14 protein-coding genes are annotated in these 16,120 nt (G+C 64.0%); 2 read left to right on the forward strand and 12 right to left on the reverse strand.

Going from position 1 to position 16,120, the window contains the following annotated elements; all coding sequences use genetic code 11:
- Positions 1 to 6: 6 nt before the first annotated feature.
- From BXA07_RS10745 to BXA07_RS10795, 11 genes are all read right to left on the reverse strand, one after another.
- Positions 7 to 1,176: an efflux RND transporter periplasmic adaptor subunit gene (locus BXA07_RS10745; protein WP_076567930.1), complete on the reverse strand. Its 1,170-nt coding sequence runs from the start codon at positions 1,174 to 1,176 to the stop codon at positions 7 to 9.
- A 13-nt stretch (positions 1,177 to 1,189) separates the two neighbouring features.
- A complete protein-coding gene (locus BXA07_RS10750; RefSeq protein WP_244556242.1) occupies positions 1,190 to 2,605 on the reverse strand; it encodes an efflux transporter outer membrane subunit in 1,416 nt (471 codons plus the stop codon).
- Positions 2,602 to 3,330 carry a CerR family C-terminal domain-containing protein gene (locus tag BXA07_RS10755; RefSeq protein ID WP_076567931.1) on the reverse strand — a complete coding sequence of 243 codons (729 nt, stop codon included), beginning with the start codon at positions 3,328 to 3,330 and terminating at the stop codon, positions 2,602 to 2,604. Before BXA07_RS10755 ends, BXA07_RS10750 begins: the two co-directional genes overlap by 4 nt.
- Positions 3,331 to 3,592: 262 nt before the next feature.
- Entirely contained in the window at positions 3,593 to 4,954 is a 1,362-nt protein-coding gene (locus tag BXA07_RS10760) for a hybrid sensor histidine kinase/response regulator (RefSeq protein ID WP_076567932.1), read from the reverse strand.
- 142 nt (positions 4,955 to 5,096) lie between these two features.
- The gene (locus tag BXA07_RS10765) at positions 5,097 to 5,831 is read right to left on the reverse strand and encodes a 2OG-Fe dioxygenase family protein (protein ID WP_076567933.1); all 735 of its coding nucleotides are present in this window, start codon (positions 5,829 to 5,831) and stop codon (positions 5,097 to 5,099) included.
- A gap of 103 nt (positions 5,832 to 5,934) precedes the next feature.
- On the reverse strand, positions 5,935 to 7,968 hold the full coding sequence (locus tag BXA07_RS10770) for a TonB-dependent receptor (protein WP_076567934.1): 2,034 nt from the start codon (positions 7,966 to 7,968) through the stop codon (positions 5,935 to 5,937).
- A 21-nt stretch (positions 7,969 to 7,989) separates the two neighbouring features.
- Positions 7,990 to 8,478 carry a DUF6702 family protein gene (locus BXA07_RS10775; RefSeq protein WP_083708160.1) on the reverse strand — a complete coding sequence of 163 codons (489 nt, stop codon included), beginning with the start codon at positions 8,476 to 8,478 and terminating at the stop codon, positions 7,990 to 7,992.
- A complete protein-coding gene (locus BXA07_RS10780) occupies positions 8,475 to 10,850 on the reverse strand; it encodes a M1 family metallopeptidase (RefSeq protein WP_076567935.1) in 2,376 nt (791 codons plus the stop codon). The genes BXA07_RS10775 and BXA07_RS10780 overlap by 4 nt, the downstream gene beginning before the upstream one ends.
- A gap of 165 nt (positions 10,851 to 11,015) precedes the next feature.
- The gene (locus BXA07_RS10785; protein ID WP_076567936.1) at positions 11,016 to 11,477 is read right to left on the reverse strand and encodes a MarR family winged helix-turn-helix transcriptional regulator; all 462 of its coding nucleotides are present in this window, start codon (positions 11,475 to 11,477) and stop codon (positions 11,016 to 11,018) included.
- Positions 11,478 to 11,557: 80 nt separating this feature from the next.
- Positions 11,558 to 12,376 carry a sugar phosphate isomerase/epimerase family protein gene (locus tag BXA07_RS10790; protein WP_076567937.1) on the reverse strand — a complete coding sequence of 273 codons (819 nt, stop codon included), beginning with the start codon at positions 12,374 to 12,376 and terminating at the stop codon, positions 11,558 to 11,560.
- Entirely contained in the window at positions 12,376 to 13,215 is an 840-nt protein-coding gene (locus tag BXA07_RS10795) for a phytanoyl-CoA dioxygenase family protein (protein ID WP_076567938.1), read from the reverse strand. The genes BXA07_RS10790 and BXA07_RS10795 overlap by 1 nt, the downstream gene beginning before the upstream one ends.
- Before the next feature lie 110 nt (positions 13,216 to 13,325).
- Here BXA07_RS10795 and BXA07_RS10800 point away from each other — a divergent pair, with 110 nt between their 5' ends.
- Complete coding sequence (locus tag BXA07_RS10800) at positions 13,326 to 14,285, forward strand: LysR family transcriptional regulator (RefSeq protein WP_244556243.1); 960 nt, start codon at positions 13,326 to 13,328, stop codon at positions 14,283 to 14,285.
- On the opposite strand, the gene BXA07_RS10805 is transcribed toward BXA07_RS10800, so the two are convergent.
- Positions 14,278 to 15,348: a M29 family metallopeptidase gene (locus BXA07_RS10805; protein ID WP_076567940.1), complete on the reverse strand. Its 1,071-nt coding sequence runs from the start codon at positions 15,346 to 15,348 to the stop codon at positions 14,278 to 14,280. The genes BXA07_RS10800 and BXA07_RS10805 overlap by 8 nt on opposite strands.
- 279 nt (positions 15,349 to 15,627) lie before the next feature.
- Here BXA07_RS10805 and BXA07_RS10810 point away from each other — a divergent pair, with 279 nt between their 5' ends.
- Positions 15,628 to 16,074 (forward strand): hypothetical protein, encoded by a 447-nt coding sequence (locus tag BXA07_RS10810; protein WP_076567941.1) that lies wholly within the window; start codon positions 15,628 to 15,630, stop codon positions 16,072 to 16,074.
- Positions 16,075 to 16,120 lie beyond the last annotated feature (46 nt).

Below are 16,120 nucleotides of genomic sequence, written 5' to 3' on the forward strand. Positions count from 1 at the left end.
CTCTCCTTACTTTTTCGCTGCGGCCGGCTTGGCTGCCACCGGGGATGCCACCGGGTTTTGTACATTGCGTACCAGGTCGCCGTCATTGAGAAAGCCCGCGCCGCTGACGACAATCGTCGTGTCGGCCGTGATGCCCTTGACGATCTCGATGCGGTCCGTCAGGCGCCGTCCGGCCTGCACCTTGATCTGGCTGACCCGCTGGTCGGGATTGAGGCGGAAGACATAGCTGAAGCCGTCGCGCACGGCAATTGCCTGCTGCGGCACCGTCAGCGCGCCCGAGGTGCCCAGTTCAAATTCGCCGCTGGCGTACATGCCGGCCTTGAACGGCGCATTGTTGCCCGTGCTGGCCGGCAGGTCCACGTACACGAGGGCGGAGCGCGTCTGCGGGTCGACCGTGGGGGCGATCATGCGCACCTTGCCCGTCAACACGCTGCCATTGGCCGCCTTCACCTGCGCCAGGGTGCCCGGCTTCAGGTTCAGCAGTTCGGTGGCCGTCACTTCGGCGCGCCATTCGAGGCGGCCCTGGCGGATCATGCGGAACAATTCCGTGCCGGCGCCCACCACCGAGCCCACGGTGGCCGAGCGCGCAGAGATGATGCCGCTGTCGGGCGCCACCACCTGCGTGTATTTCAGGCGCAGCTGCTGCGACGCCAGTTGCGCCTTGGCCGATGCAATGCGCGCATTGGCAGTCTGTTCCGCCGTCAGGTACTGGCTGATCTGCTGCGCGCTGATGGCGCCCGTGCTTTGCAGCGAGCGGGCACGCTGGGCGTTGGCTGCCGCCTCGGCCGCATTCGCTTCCGCTTCCAGCACGGCGGCCCTGGCCTGGGCCACGTCGGCATTGACCGTGTCGTTCGAGAACACGGCCAGCACCTGGCCGGCGCGCACGACGTCGCCGACATTCACGCGCACGTCGGTGAGGCGCAAGCCGTTCGATTCGCTGCCGATGACGGCTTCCTGCCAGGCGGCCACGTTGCCGTTGGCGCTCAGCTTGATGGGCAGGCTGGCCGTTTGCGGCTTGGCCGTGGTGACGGTCAGCGCGGGTTTTTGCGCCGCCTTCTTGTCCTTCGCCTCGTCGGCCGCCGTGGAGGCCGATGGATACAGGGCCACGCCGGCGCCCAGCACCATGCAAAGGGAGGCCAGTGCGAGCGCCATCGGTTTCAAGGTCATTTTTTTCATGTTGTCGTATCCGTCAAGGTGCATTGTTGGCGATGGCGCTGCTGCCGTTCCAGCCGCCGCCGGCGGCGCGGTACAGCGCCACCCAGGCGGCGCTGCGTTCGCGCTCAAGGTTGACCACCGTGTTTTCGGCGGCCAGGCGCGTGCGGCGCGCGTCTTCCAGTTCGATCAGGCTGGCCAGGCCGTTCTTGTAGCGGTCTTCGGTGGCGACAAACGACACGCGGTAGCCTTCCAGCGCGGTTTTGGCATGCTCGCTGCGCGCGTCCGTGCTGGCCAGGTTGACCAGCGCCTCTTCCACTTCGCGCACGGCCTGGCGCACGCCGGCGCGGTATTTCACCACGGCTTCGTCGTAGCGCGCCGTGGCCGCATCGACCTGGGCGCGGCGGGTGCCGCCGTCGAAGATGGGCAGGCTGACGGCCAGCGGGCCGATGCTCCAGGTGCTGGCCGTGATGCTGGTACCGCCGGCGCGGATATTGCCCTTGCCGATGGAGCCGGCCAGGCTCAGGCGGGGATAGCGCTGCGCCTGCGCGCCGCGCACTTCGAAGCTGGCGGCCGCCACTTCGCGTTCGGCGCTGTAGATGTCGGGACGCTGGGCGAGGGTTTGCGCCGGCAGCTCCGCAATGGCTACAGGCGATGGCAGGACGGCGGGATTGGCGTCGAGCTTGTGGCGCAGGGCGTCTTCCGGCACGGCCGACAGGGCCACCAGCGCCTTGACATTCACGTCGCAGGCAGCGCGCTGTTCGATGGCGCGGCTGGCGCCTTCTGCCGCGCTGGCGCGGGCCAGCGCGGCGTTGGCGGGCGGCTGGAAGCCGGCACCGGCGCTCAATGCCGTCAGGCGTGCCGAGTCGCGGCGCGAGACGGCATCCTGTTCGGCCACGGCCTGCAACTGCCGGCAGGTGCGCAAGGCGTAATACTGGTTTGCCACTTCGGCGGCCACCGAGACGCGGGCTTCGTGCCAGAGTGCGCGGGCGCTGTCGTAGCGCTCCTGCGCCGCATCGCGCGTGGCCCGGTTGGCTCCAAACACGTCGATTTCCCACGACGCCTGCAAGGCCGCCTGCGAGGTGGTGCCGCCGGGCTGTGCCGATTGCTGGCTGGTGCGCACCACGCTGCCCGTCGCGTCGAGCTTGGGCGCCAGCGCGGCGCCGCTGGCGATGCTGTCCGCGCGCGCCTGCACGATGCGCGTGCCGGCGGCGGCGATGGTGGGGCTGGCCTGTTGCGCATCGGTGATCAGTTCCACCAGCAGGCTGTCGCCCTGGCCCTGCCACCAGCTGGCCAGGTCGGCCAGCTTGCCGTTGTGCGGCAGCGGCGCCTGCCACTGCGCGGGTGCGCTGGCGGCCACGGTAGTGGGTGGCCCCTGCAGGGCGCAGCCGCCCAGTGCCAGCGCGATGCTGGCGGCCAGGGCGCCATGAACGGTGCATCGAATAGTCGTCATGCTGATCCTTGTGCTTGTCGTTGAACGGTCACGGTGGAGGGGGTTTTGGCGAGGCGCCGACGCTCCACGTCGGCCATGGCCAGCGCGTAGTCGGTCATGCGTGCGAGCCAGGTGTCGAGGGCGTATGGCGTGTCCAGCAGCTGCGGGCGCAGCGTTTGCAGCACGTCGGCGCCCACCATGTGCTGCAGGGCCAGCGAGGCGATGGAAAACGCCAGCCGGTGCATGTCGTCGCTGTTGTCGGGCGCGCCCAAGTGGCGCGCCAGCACGCGCGTGAGCGCTTCGTGCTCGGGGCGGATGTTCTGGTCGATCTCGCGCGCCCACAGTCCCGTCGGTTCGAGCATTTCGCGGCACCACAGGCGCATGCAGTCGCGCGCGATCTCGCCCTGCTGCATGGGGGCGAGCAATTGCGCATAAAAGCCCTCCAGGCTTTGGCGCAAGGTGAAATGCGGTTGCTCGTACAGGGCGATATTGTCTTGCGGGTTCGTCGATTGCTGGGCGAAGGCGGCGCGGTACAAGCCCGCCTTGTCGCCAAAATAGTAGCGGATGGCGGCGGCGTTGGTGCCGGCCGCCTGCGCCAGTTCGCGCGTGGAGGTCTTGGCGTAGCCCTGCTCGGCAAACAGGCGGATGGCGCTGTGCAGCAGCCGCTCGCGCGACTGCTCGCCATCGGAACGGGGCTTGCGCCCGTCGTCGGCGCTTGGCGTTTGGGAAATGTGTTTTTCAATCATGCCGCAGATTGAATCACATATCTCAAACGATTGATATAACTAAATCGCTTGATTTAGTTAAGGAATGATGAAGATAATGTAAAACGCAGGCAAAAAAAAGCCCGCGAACTGGCGCGGGCGGAATCCAATGTTCGGAGAACGAATTGGAGGAGACAGTTCTACTATAGCGCTGAAAATGTTGCAGTGCAATACCGTAGAACTACTGTATCGGTCTCTTGTGGATGGCAAAAAGTCAGCATTCCATGCTGCGGTGCACAGAAGTTCAGGCCTTGCTGCGCAGCGCCAACGTAAACGTGCTGCCGGAACCGTAGTCGCTGTTGAAGAACAGGGCGCCGCCGATGGCGTTGGCCAGGTTCTGGCACAGGTACAGGCCCAGTCCCGCGCCTTCCACGTGGCGCGTGGAGGTGGAGTCAAGTTGCGAGAAGGCCTGGAACAGCTTGGCCTGGTCCTCTTCCTTGATGCCGGCGCCGCTGTCGGCGATGCTCATCTCTGTCACGAGCACGCCGTCTTCCTCGCGCTGGGCCAGGCTGATGCGCACCGTGCCCTGTTCCGTGAACTTGATGGCGTTGTTGAGCAGGTTGATGAGGATTTGCGTCAGCGCGCGGCGGTCCGTGTCGATGATCGTGGGCGACTGGTTCTCCGTGCCCAGTTCCATTTCCAGTGCCAGGCCTTTTTGCTGGGCCAGCGGGCGCAGGGTATCGGCCACCTCGGCCATCAGTTCCTGGCAGTGCACGGGTTCGATGGACAAGGTCAGCTTGCCCGCCTCGATCTTGGCCACGTCGAGGATATCGTTGATCAGCGAGAGCAGATGGCGCGCGCTGGCGCGGATGGTATTGAGTTGCTTGTCCTGGTCGGGCGTCAGGGGGCCTGGCAGTTTCATCAGCAGCGCGCCCGTGAACCCGATGATGGCGTTGAGCGGCGTGCGCAATTCATGCGACATGTTGGCGATGAAGGCCGACTTCATGCGGCTCGCTTCTGCCAGTTCCAGGTTTTTCAGGGCGATTTCGCGGTTGATGGTTTCCAGTTCGGCCGCATGGTGCGCCAGGCGCATGTTCAGCTCGATCACCTGGCGTTCGCGTGCCTGCAGTTCGCCGTTGACCTGCACCGCCTGTTCATAGGTGGAGATCAGCAAATCGAGGATTTGCTGGCGTTCCGCATTGATGAAGTGCTTCTGGTCGCCCAGGTACAGGGCGATGCCGATTTCCACGTTCTGGTTCTTGCGCAGCTTCTGGTTCATCAGCATGTGGCTGATGCGGTTGAGCAGGTAGTCTTCTGCGTAAGGCTTGCGGATGAAATTGTCGGCGCCGCATTCGATGCCGCGGATGATGTCCTTCGGGTCGTTGAGCGAGGTGACGAGGATGACGGGAATGTCGCGCAGGGTCGGATCGGACTTGATGGCGCGGCACAGGTCGTAGCCATTCATTTCAGGCATGACGATATCGGACAGCACCAGGTGCGGCTTGCGCTCGCGGATGGCGGCCAGGGCCAGCTGGCCATTCGTCGCCACGCGCGCGTTATAGTGCAGGGACTGGATCAGGCGGCGCAAGCGCTCCGCCTGGGTCGGGCTGTCCTCGACGATCAGGATCTCGATTTCGTCATGCTTGATTTGGTTGTTGGAGTCCACAGACCTCTCCTAGGATTTCAGTGTGGTGATGCTGGGCGCGGTGAGCGCGCAATATCGACATCGTATGACTATATCGGATTTAGGTCTGTAAAAGTAACTTCCAAGTAACTATTTTGCCCACAGGGAATGCTGTGGCCGCCTGTCAGTTTTCACCCTGGAACTGGCCGGCGCGATAGGTCAGCACCAGCGTGTCGCGGTGGCCGTGTTCGCCGGTGGGCTGGATCGGCGTCGATTCGTGGATCACGGCGGCGTCGTCGAGCAGCAGCAGCGACCATGGCTCGGTCAGGGTAAAGCGCTTGCCGTTGGGACCGTCCGCTTCGAAGATGCGCGTCTCGCCGCCCTTGACCTGTTCGCGTCCGATCAGCAGCACGGCGACGAAATCGACGCCGTCGCGGTGCGCGCCTTCCGGCGTGGGGCGGCCGATGCCGTCAGTGGTGTCGATGCGGAACTGGTGCGCCTCGATGAACCACGGCTGGCGTCCCTTGACCTGCGAACAGGCGTCGCCCAGCGCGCGAATCAGCTGCTGCCAGGCCGCTTGCGCGACGATAGCCGGTTCGACCGGTTCGAACAGGCGGTGCATGCCGCCGTGCAGGGCGTTGTATTCGACTGGCTGCCAGTGCGGACGGTGTGCCGTCTGCGTCAGGCGCTCGCCATCCTGCACGAAGCACGAGTGGCGCCGGCGGCGATAGCGGCCGCCATCCTTCAGGTAATTGTCCAGCGCAAGCGCATTCCAGCTTGGTTCCAGCGCGCGCAGCGCGGCCAGCGGGCAGCCGGCCAGCGCGGCCACGTCCTGCGGGCGCAAGACGGCATAGCCGTCGTCGCGCAAGGCGTCCTTGAGGTAGGACGGGTCGGTAAAGATCGGTGCGGAAGTGCTCATGGCGGTGCCGGCCGGAACACGGCCTGTATCAGTTTATCCAGCCTGGCATTCTACGACTTCGCGGCGTTTCCTGTGCAGTACGATAAGAATTATTCTTGTTAAGTTAAAAATTCTTTACCAGGGTCAGGCGCAGCGAGCGCGATTCCACCGGATGGAAGTGGATATCGTCGACAGGCTGCGCTTCGCCTGGCAGGCGCGAGGCATAGTAGTAATCGATGGCCGAGTCGCGCCGGTTGGCCAGGTTGTAGCCTTCCACTTCCATGCGCCAGGTCTTGTCGATCTGGTAGGCGATACGCCCGTTCAAGCCCACGCTGGCGGCAGAGCGCACGCTGTTGTCCTCGATCAGGGGACGCGGGCCGAAGTAGCGCAGGCGCAAAGACCCGGACCATGGCCCCTGCGGCGTCACCGTCATGGCCAGCTGGGCGACGCCTTCGATGGCGCCGGGGATGAAGTCACCCGCCGGATCGCTGCCGCGCGAGCGCGCGCGGGCATACGCCAGGTCCAGGTCCAGCGACAGCCAGCTCGCCGCCTTGTAGTAGCTGGAAAACTCGATGCCGTAGCGACGGCTGGGGCGGCCCGCCTCGGTGGCGCCGGCGTCGCCGACGAACAGCAGCTCGGAATCGAAGTCCAGGCGGTACAGCGACAGGGACGTTTGCAGGCTGGCGATGGCGGCGCTGCGCAAGCCCAGTTCCAGGCCGCGCGAGCGCACCAGTGGCGTGACCTTGTCGGCCGCCTCGCCCGTCTTCGGGTCGACCGTGATCGTCGTGCCGCGTGCATCGTTGCTATGAAAACCATTGCCAATGTTGAAATATGCTTCCGTCTCGCGCCACGGCCCCGCGATCACGCTCAGGCTGGGGCTGAACAAATGGTCGCTGGCCGTGCCCGCATTGGCGGCGCGGTCGCTGCGCACGTCGAAGCGGTAGGCGTCTGCGCGCAGGCCAGCCACGGTGCGCAGCATGCGCGACCAGCGCGTGCTGTTTTCGCCATACACGCCGATGCTCGTTTCGACGATATGGTCTTGCCGCGTGGTCGACAGGATCTGGCGCCGGCGCGTGTCGTACAGGCCATTGTGGATATTGTCGTTCTGTAGCTGCACGCCGATGGTGGTATCGCTGCTGCCCCTGTCCGTGTGGCGGTGCCAGGTGTGGCTGGCATCGAGGCCGGCCGTCACGCGCCTGTCGGGCTGGGCGAACTGGTCGCCGTTGACCGGGTCATCCATCGCATACGTAAAATTCGAGAACAGGGCCAGGCGGTTGGCGATCACGTACGCGCTGACCTTGGACGACACGTCGTCCGTCGTCTGGCGCCAGGCGCCCGACAGGCTGTAGCGCTGCGCCTTGCCGCCGTCGCTGGCATCGATGGCGTCGAAGCGGCCCAGCGCACCATCGTGCACGGCGCGCAGCGGAATCTGGTCGGTGGCGTTCCAGCTGGCGTCGTACGCCATGGCCGTGACGTTGAAGCCATTGTTGGCATAGCCTTCGCTGTAGCGCAGCACGCCATTGAGCTTGCGGTAGCGGTCCGGCTGCGTGAACGGGCCATCGTTATGCTGCGCTTCGAGCGCGTACAGCAGGCTGCCGTCGCCCGCATCGAGCGAGTCGGCCAGCAGGGCGCGGCGAAAGCCGTTTTGCCCGATGCCCACGCTGGCGATGCCCTGCGTCAGGCGGTTCGCGTAGACGACGGACGCCGCGCCCGCCGAGGAAAAATCGCCTTGCGCCGCCGAGTACGGCCCCTTTTTGTAATCGAGGCGCATGGCCAGTTCGGGGATCAAAAAGTTCAGGTCCGTCCAGCCCTGCCCGTGGCCATGGCTGCGCTGGTTGACGGGCATCTCGTCGACCGTGGTGCGCAAGTCGGTGCCATGATCGAGGTTGAAGCCGCGCAGGTAGAACTGGTTGGCCTTGCCCTCGCCGCTATGCTGGCTGGCGATCAACCCCGGCACGGCTTCGAGCAGTTCGCCGGGCCGGTAGCTGGTGCGCGCGTCGAGCTGCTGTTGCGTGACGCTGCCCGCGTTGGCCGAATCGGCCACGCCCAGCTGGTTCAGGCGAGAACCGTCGACCAGCACGCGCTGAAAGATGTCGTCGGCGTGGGCGGCGGGGGAAAACAGGGCGGCGAGGAAGAGGGGAAGATAACGTGGCGTCATGGGGGATAGGTGTGCCCGGGCTTAGCGGATCGGCAGTTCCGTGTTCTGGCGGTCGAAGATCAGCGTCTGGATGCTGCCGCTGTCCTGCACGTTGAGGGTATTGCGCTGGCTGGGCAGGAAGTCGATCAGCAGCCCGTTGTGGATGCGCGTGGCGGGGGCCAGGCGCGTGCGTTCGATCTCCTGGAAGATCACCACGTTGTCGGCGTTGACCTTCATGCCGACCCAGTTCAGGCGCAATCGCTTGCCGTCCGGCCCCACGAGGTAAAACTGTTTTTCGACATAGCGGCGCAGCGCCGCTTCGCTGTCTTCCTGGCCCAGGTCGAACTGGCGCTGGTACAGATTCGTCAGCAGCGCCTCGACGTCGTGGCCCGTATAGGTGTGCACCACTTCCGTGCTGCCGCTGGCCCCGTTATAGCTGACGTCGGCGATACCCATGTGGAAGTTATGGGCGCCGGCCGCCATGCTGGCGCAGGCCAGCAGGCTCGCCGCGAGAAGGCGCCAGCGCTTCACGCGTCGTCGCCCTTGTCGGAGCCGCCGTTCTTGCCTTTCAACGGCGTATGAAAATCGCGCATCAGGTTATCCCTGGGCGATTTTTCGCTCTTGAACAGTTCCAGGCGCGATGGCGTGATTTTTCTCGGCCAGCTATTGTTGCTCGTGTCGATGTCGGCCGTTTCCCAGTACGGGTCCTGCACCAGGCCCACCATCGGCTCGTCCGTGATGACGACCTTGGTGATTTTCTTCGGTGAATAGCGCCATACTTCGGCCGGCACGCGCTCGACGTACTTCTTGCCGCTTTTTAGCTCGATCTCGAGGATCAGGGGCATGACCATGCCGCCCAGGTTCGACAGGTCGACCAGGTACAGGTGCTTGCCCTGTTTCAGCAAGTCCTTTTCCCACGGTTCCAGCGTGGCCAGCGCTTCGGCGTAGGCGTTGCGGTCCTTGTTCGTCACCGTGAAATCGTCGTGCTGGTTATAGAAATCCTTGAGCTCAGGGTGCGCATCGACACGGCGCGGCATGCCCTTGTTGGCGCGGTTTGTGACGGACTCCGGCTGGGCGTCCTTCTGCGCCTTTTTCCAGGCCTTTTCCGTTGCCGGATCTTTCGAGCTCACGCCGTATTCGCTGATGCCGTCGATGCTGATGTCGACCGGGTCGGTCGTATAAAACCAGCCGCGCCAGAACCAGTCCAGGTCCGTACCGGAGGCGTCTTCCATGGTGCGGAAGAAGTCGGCGGGTGTGGGGCGCTTGAATTTCCAGCGCTGCGCATATTCCTTGAACGCGTAGTCGAACAGCTCGCGCCCGAGGATGGTCTCGCGCAGGATGTTCAGGCCCGCCGCCGGCTTGGCGTAGGCGTTGTTGCCAAATTGCAGCAAAGACTCGGAATTGGTCATGATGGGCACCTGGTCGCGGCTACGCATGTAGTCGACGATTTCGCGCGGCTCGCCGCGCGAGGCCGGGTAGTTTTCTTCCCACGCCTGCTGCGCCAGGTATTGCACGAAGGTGTTGAGGCCTTCGTCCATCCACGTCCACTGGCGCTCGTCCGAGTTGATGATCATCGGGTAGTAGTTGTGGCCCACTTCGTGGATGATGACGCCGATCAGGCCGTACTTGGTACGCTTGGAGTAGGTCAGTTGGCCCGTTTTCTTGTCCTTCACGGGACGGGGGCCGTTAAACGAGATCATCGGATACTCCATGCCGCCCACGGGACCGTTGACGGAGATGGCCGTCGGGTACGGGTAGTCGATGCTGTACTTGTTGTACTGTTCTATCGTGTGCACGATGGCCTGCGTGCTGTATTTTTCCCACAGCGGATTGCCCTCTTTCGGATAGTAGGACATGGCCATCACGTCGCTGCCGCCCTTCTTGTAGCCCTGCGCATCCCAGATGAACTTGCGGCTCGACGCCCAGGCGAAGTCGCGCACGTTGGCCGCCTTGAAGTGCCATGTCTTTTGCGCGCGGCTGACGGATTTTTCGGCCGCTTCGGCTTCCTTCTGCGTGACGATGACGACGGGCTTGTCGCTGCGGCGGGCCTTGTCCAGGCGTTCGCGCTGCGCGGCGGACAGCACGTCCTGCGGATTTTGCAGTTCGCCCGTGGCGGCGACGATATGGTCGGCAGGAACCGTCAGCTGCACGTCGTAGTCGCCAAATTCCAGCGTGAATTCGCCGGAGCCCAGGAATTGCTTGTGCTGCCAGCCGGCCGCGTCGTAGTAGGCCGCCATGCGGGGGAACCACTGCGCCACTTCGAACAGGGCGTTCTTGTCATCGAAGACTTCATAGCCGGCGCGTCCGCCCAGCACCTTCTGTTCGTTGATGCGGTAATCCCAGTCGATCTGGAAGACGAAATCCTGTCCCGGCTTCAGGGGTTGCGGCAGGTCGATGCGCATCATGGTGCGGTTCACTACATACTTCAAAGGCTGGCCGTCAGCGCCCTTCAAGGCGCGGATATTGAAGCCGCCCTGGAAGTCGCCGCGCGCCAGCATGCCGCGCAAGCCTTCGAATTTCATGGTGTCTTCGCCCGCCGTCTTGGCCCATGCCTGGCGCGACGGCGCCGTGGTCATGCGGCGCGCATCGGAATCGGGCTTGTAGATATTCTGGTCCAGCTGCACCCACAGGTAGCCGAGCGTGTCGGGCGACTGGTTATGGTAGGTGATGGTGCCGCTGCCGGCGATTTCGCGCCTGGCTTCGTCCAAGGTGGCGCGTATCGTGTAGTCGGCGCGCTGCTGCCAATAGGCATGGCCAGGGGCGCCGGACGCGGTGCGGTAGGTATTCGGGGTGGGCAGCACCTCTTCGAGCTGGCGGAACTTGTCGTCGAATGGTTCGGCAGCGAAGGCCGACACGGTAAAGCAGAGAGCCAACGAGGCTACGGAGCCGAAAGGTATGCGCATATTCACCCTGATGTTGTTGTAAGGAAATAGTGGCAACTATTCTATACGCAGGGTGGGGCCATCCTTGTATCGATTTGTAATAAAGAAAGGTAGATTTTGCTTCGGCTTTTTCCTGGCGCTGTCAGGAAGATGTTTTGCCTTATTTTGATCGGAAAAGCGGCGTTTTTACTCACTTTTCATCAGGCTGTCGCGTAACTGGTTCAATTGTTGTTTCATGTCCACAACTTGTTCCACGCTGCAGTGGCTGGCCGTCAGGATGGCTTCGGGCAGCAGGGCCGCTGCATGGCGCAGCTGGTCGCCCTGTTCGGTAAGGGAAATGATGACCTGGCGCTCGTCGCTGGCGGCGCGCGTGCGCGTCAGCAGGCCCGATTGCTCCATGCGCTTGAGCAAGGGCGTCAGCGTGGCCGAATCGAGGAACAGGCGCTCGCCCACTTCCGACACCGTCAGGCCGTCGCGTTCCCACAGCACCATCATCACCAGGTATTGCGAATAGGTGAGACCGAGCTTGCGCAGCAGCTTGCGGTACAGCTTGTTCATGGCGAGCGAGGTCGAGTACAGCGCAAAGCACAGCTGGCTGTCCAGGCGCGGCACCTGGTGCAAGGGGTTGGGGGGAGTGGTGGTATCCATGGGCACAGTATATATAGCGCACTACCTAATTGCAATGCGCGGCGCCGGACCTGGCGATCCGGCGCCGGGACGCGGGCGCCTTACCCTGCGTACCGTGCGCGCAGCAGGGCGAGCATGGCGACGTTCTGCTCCCACGCGTCGCTCACGGGCTGCTGCGTGTATGGCAGCGTTTGCGTGTACGGCGCGGGGCCGAATTCCGGCGTGAACGTCATGCGTTCGGCGCCGGCCGCGCGGCGCAGGGCGACGATGGCGTCCCACCACGCCAGGTGGGCGTCCAGCGCTGCCTTTGCTTCCGGTGCGCGGAAGTCGGCCACTTGCGGCCCCTGCGCATGGCCCACGCGCGCATGCACGTGGCGCACCAGCGGCAGCACCTGCGCCAGGGTCTGCGGCTGGTCTTCCAGCAGCGATTCGCAGGCGCAGCACCAGTGCGACAGGTCGGCTGTCAATGGCAAGTCAGGATACTGCGCCAGGTAGGGCAGCAGCAGCATCGGATGGCCGGAAAAGCGGCTGCGGTGGAGTTCGTGCACGATGGGCACGCCGTGCTTGTCCGAGATGGCGGCGGCCAGGTCGATCAGTTCCGCATTTTGCGCCTGGCTGTAGTAATCCTTGCCCGTGTGGGTGTTGACCAGGACGGGACGGGCCAGGCAGGCGTTGTCCAGCAGTTCCGCCAGGGCGGCGCGGTGCAGCGCGAAATCGCTATGGAAGACGGTTTCCCACTGCGCGGCGATCAGCTCCAGGCCCGCATCGGCGATGCGCCCCGTCCATTCCTCGCGCAGGGCCGCGTCCAGCGGCAGCGACATCTCGATGCCGTCGAAGCCGGCCGCCAGTACCCTGTCGATGAAAACGTCGGGCGCCAGGTCGTTATTGCCCCAGTGGGCGGCGAAAACCTGGATGCGCATCAGACGAAGCCCCGCACGGGGAAGGCAGCGTCGCGCTGTATCCAGTTGTGGGCCGCGTAGGCGGTCTGTCCGTCCGTGGCATGCAAGGTGTAGGCGTGGCGCGAGACGGGCGAGCGGTTCGGCGCGCTGTAGTGGGGCAGCAAGCCGTGGAAGCAGACGAGGGCGCCGGCCTTGACTTCGAGCGGCACGGCCGTGCTGTCGTCGGGCCAGGGCATGGCGTCGAGCTTTTCCACTCTGACCTGGTCGCCGTTGCGGATGAAGCGTTCGCGCAGGGGGCCGCGGTGGCCGCCCGGTTCGGCCCACAGGCAGCCGTTGTCCAGGGTCGCATCTTCCAGCGCGAACCAGAACGTGGTCACGCTGATGGGCGTGGTCTCGAAATACGTGGCGTCCTGGTGCCAGCGCACTTCGCCGCCGATGCCGGGCTGTTTAAATATGTACATCGATTGCCAGACCTGCGCATCCGCCAGGCCCAGGTCGCGCGCCACGTCGGCCAGTTTCGGATCGGCCGAAAAGCTGCGGAAGACGGGGTCCAGGTCATGCATGGCATGGCCGATCTTGTTGATCGACAGCGATTTCGCCTGTTTTAACTGGCCGTCCGGGCCGAAGGCCTCTTCCTCGAAAAAGCAGCGGATGGTGTTGTCGGAGGCGAGGAAGTAATCGTTGGTGTTCTTCGCCTGGTCGCGCGTGGTGAAGATCGACTGGCTGACGCTGGGATCGAATTCGTTGACAATCTGCTCGGCGCGCGCGCGCAGGGCGGCGATTTCGTCGGCGCCCTTGAAACCGGGCAGGATGATATAGCCGTCGCGTTGGTATTGTTCTTGTTGTTCAGTTGTCAGCATGGCGGCGGCTCCGGAAGGTCAGTGGAAAGCGCCATTGTAGGATGGACGAAGGTGGCAAACAATCGCCCTCTGGTTGACAGATTGTCGCCAAAACACAGACAATCTTTGATATGGATCAACTAAAAGCGATGGAAATCTTTGTCGAGGTGGCGCGCCTGCGCAGCTTCACGGCGGCCGGGCAGCGCCTGGGCCTGACGCGCGCCATGGTCAGCAAGACCATCATGCAGCTGGAAGAACGCCTCAACGCGCGCCTGCTGCACCGCTCCACGCGGGAAGTGAGCCTGACGGATGCGGGCCGCGCCTACCTGGCGCCATGCATGGCCACCGTCAGCCAGGCGCAGGAAGCGGCGCGCATGGTGGCGCACGTGGCGCAGGCGGGAGCGGGGGCGGAGCTGGCCGGGCCGCTGCGCGTCCAGGCGCCATCGAGTTTCGGCAGCGTGTGGCTGGCCGATGCCGTCGCCCGTTTCAGCCTGCTGCACCCGCAGGTGCGTGCCGAACTGTTTGTCGACGATGCGCTGCTCGACCCGATACGCCACGGTTTTGATTTGACCATCCGCGTAGGCGGCATTCCGGACAGCAGCGCGCTGGCCATGCGCCCGCTGGCGCCGTGCCGCGCCGTGCTGTGCGCCAGTCCCGCCTACCTGGCGCAATGGGGCGTGCCGCAGTCGCCGCAGGACTTGTTGCAGCATCAATGCCTGCATTTCAGCCACCTGACCGATGGCACGAACTGGCATTTCCGGCGCGGGGAGGGCGACAGGCTGGAAGAGGTGAGCGTGCGCGTGCAGGCGGGGTTTACGGCCAATAATGGCCTGGTGCTGCAGCAGGCGGCGCAGCGGGGACTGGGCATCGTCTACAGCACCACCTTCCTCGCCTGGCGCAACCTGCTCGACGGCAGCCTGCTGCCCGTGCTGTCCGGCTGGGACCTGCCCCTGAATCACCTGAGCGCCCTGTATCCGGCCAGCCGGCAAATGTCGCCGAAGGTGCGCGCGCTGATCGATTTCCTGGTGGCCGAATACCAGCCCGTGCCGCCATGGGACCGCGAGCTGGCTGCGGCAGGTTTTTTTAGCTGAAGGCGACCGGTTCCACCGTCCACGCGCCATCGGCGTACACGCGCTCGTCGTCTAGATAAACGGCTTCGGTGACGGCAAAGATGTCGACGTGGTAGCGCGCATCCTTGCGCTTGAACTGCGGTTTTGTGTACACGCCATGCTTGGCGCCCAGCGACAGGTGGATACCGCACATGCGTTCATAGGTGCCGATGTCGTTGACCAGCTGTTCGCGTGAAAAGGCGCGGTTCATGCCGAAGCCCAGCTCGCGCACCCACACTTCGCCTTCGTGCGCGCGGATGATCTCGAGCATGGCCAGAAATTCCGGCGTGGCGTGCTCCGTGCCCGTCACGCGGCCTTTTTCGATGATCAGCGTGATCGGCGTATCGGGGCGGTTGACCATGAAGTGCGTGTCGCCAAAGACGAAGATGCGCACGCGCCCGTTGACCGCTTCCAGGTCCTGCGCTTCCGTAAACACTTCGCCCAGCGGGAACTGGCCGCCGATATTGTTCATGCCGCGGTAGTCGCCGATATTGAGCTTGGCGCCCTCGAACGGCGAGGCGAAGACCAGCTGCTCGCCGCCGCTGTCGACCATGCCGTGGCGGGCGCGGTCGATGCGTGCCTTGAGTGCATGGCCGACACCCCGGTAATAATCGGGGTCGTAGGCCAGCGAGGCAATGTAATGCAGCCCCTGCACGCCGGGCATGCGCGACAGATGCACGTGCTCGATGACCTTCAGGCCCCGCTTGAACAGCTCGATGCGGATGCGGAATGCTTCCAGGCGGAAGCTGGTCGACTGGATCAGCACGACGAGGCTGCCTGCCGGCAGGTCGGCAAACGCGGCCAGCACGGCGTCCGGCGTGACGTCGTCGAAGTCGATGAAGGCCGCGTCCGGCAAGGCCTGGCGATACGCTTCCGTCAGCACCACGTTGAGCCAGCTGCGTTTGTCGCAGACGACCAGCGCCGGTTCGTCGGGCCGGTGGCAAATGGCCATGGCCAGCAGGTCGGCCACGTTCTGGGCCGCCACTTCGGTGGCGGCGGCGCTGATGGCATCGAGCCGGCTGGTGTCATTTTCGGGTAGCGTCATGGTGGCGAGGTCGTCATGCGGATGGAGTAGGTAAGCGGGGCATTATAAGGCGATTGCCGCGCCCCCCGCCATTCCCCATCCGGCGGAGGACGTGGCTTGCCGGGTCCCTGATTATCTTGTGTAGTGCTTTATGGCAATGTATTATTTAATAAATGGAATGGCAGCCCGACTGGAAGCAGGCCGGCACGGCGGCAAAGGCAGGCATGCGCATGGCGGCGCGCTTTCAGTGATGGATATAAATACAACAGGCCAGCAGGCGATGACTAAGAGTGTGATGCGATGAGCATAATCGGACAAGATATTCCCATGGAGCGGCCCGATACGGATGGCCGTGCTGCCGTGTTCGTTCCTGTCACGGGCGTCAAGGAAGATGTCCTGTTGACCATACGCAAGGGGGCGGCCATCGTCGGCTTCGCCAATCACGACCGCACCATCACCGTGTATTTTGAAAGCAACCGCTTTGACGACCCCGTGCTGGCCAAATGGGAGCACAAGGCGCGCAAGGCCTATGACCGCCTGGTCGACAATGCGCCCACCGTGTCGAAGCTGACCACCAACCCCGCCTATTTCGAGCAGATCGGCTACATCAACGGCAAGGGCATCACCATCCGCCGCATGGAAAGCCTGCAGCGCTGGCTCGCGTATTCGGATGCGATGGATACTTGTCCGGTTACGGATATCATCCCGCGCACCGTGATTGCGAAAGTTGACGCCGTCAAAGTCTAAGAGCGGCTGATAAAACGCCCAAGGCCTTGTTGCCTGCCTCTCGCCG

The sequence above is a fragment of the Janthinobacterium sp. TND4EL3 genome (genome assembly GCF_900156175.1).
Lineage (GTDB): Bacteria > Pseudomonadota > Gammaproteobacteria > Burkholderiales > Burkholderiaceae_D > Janthinobacterium.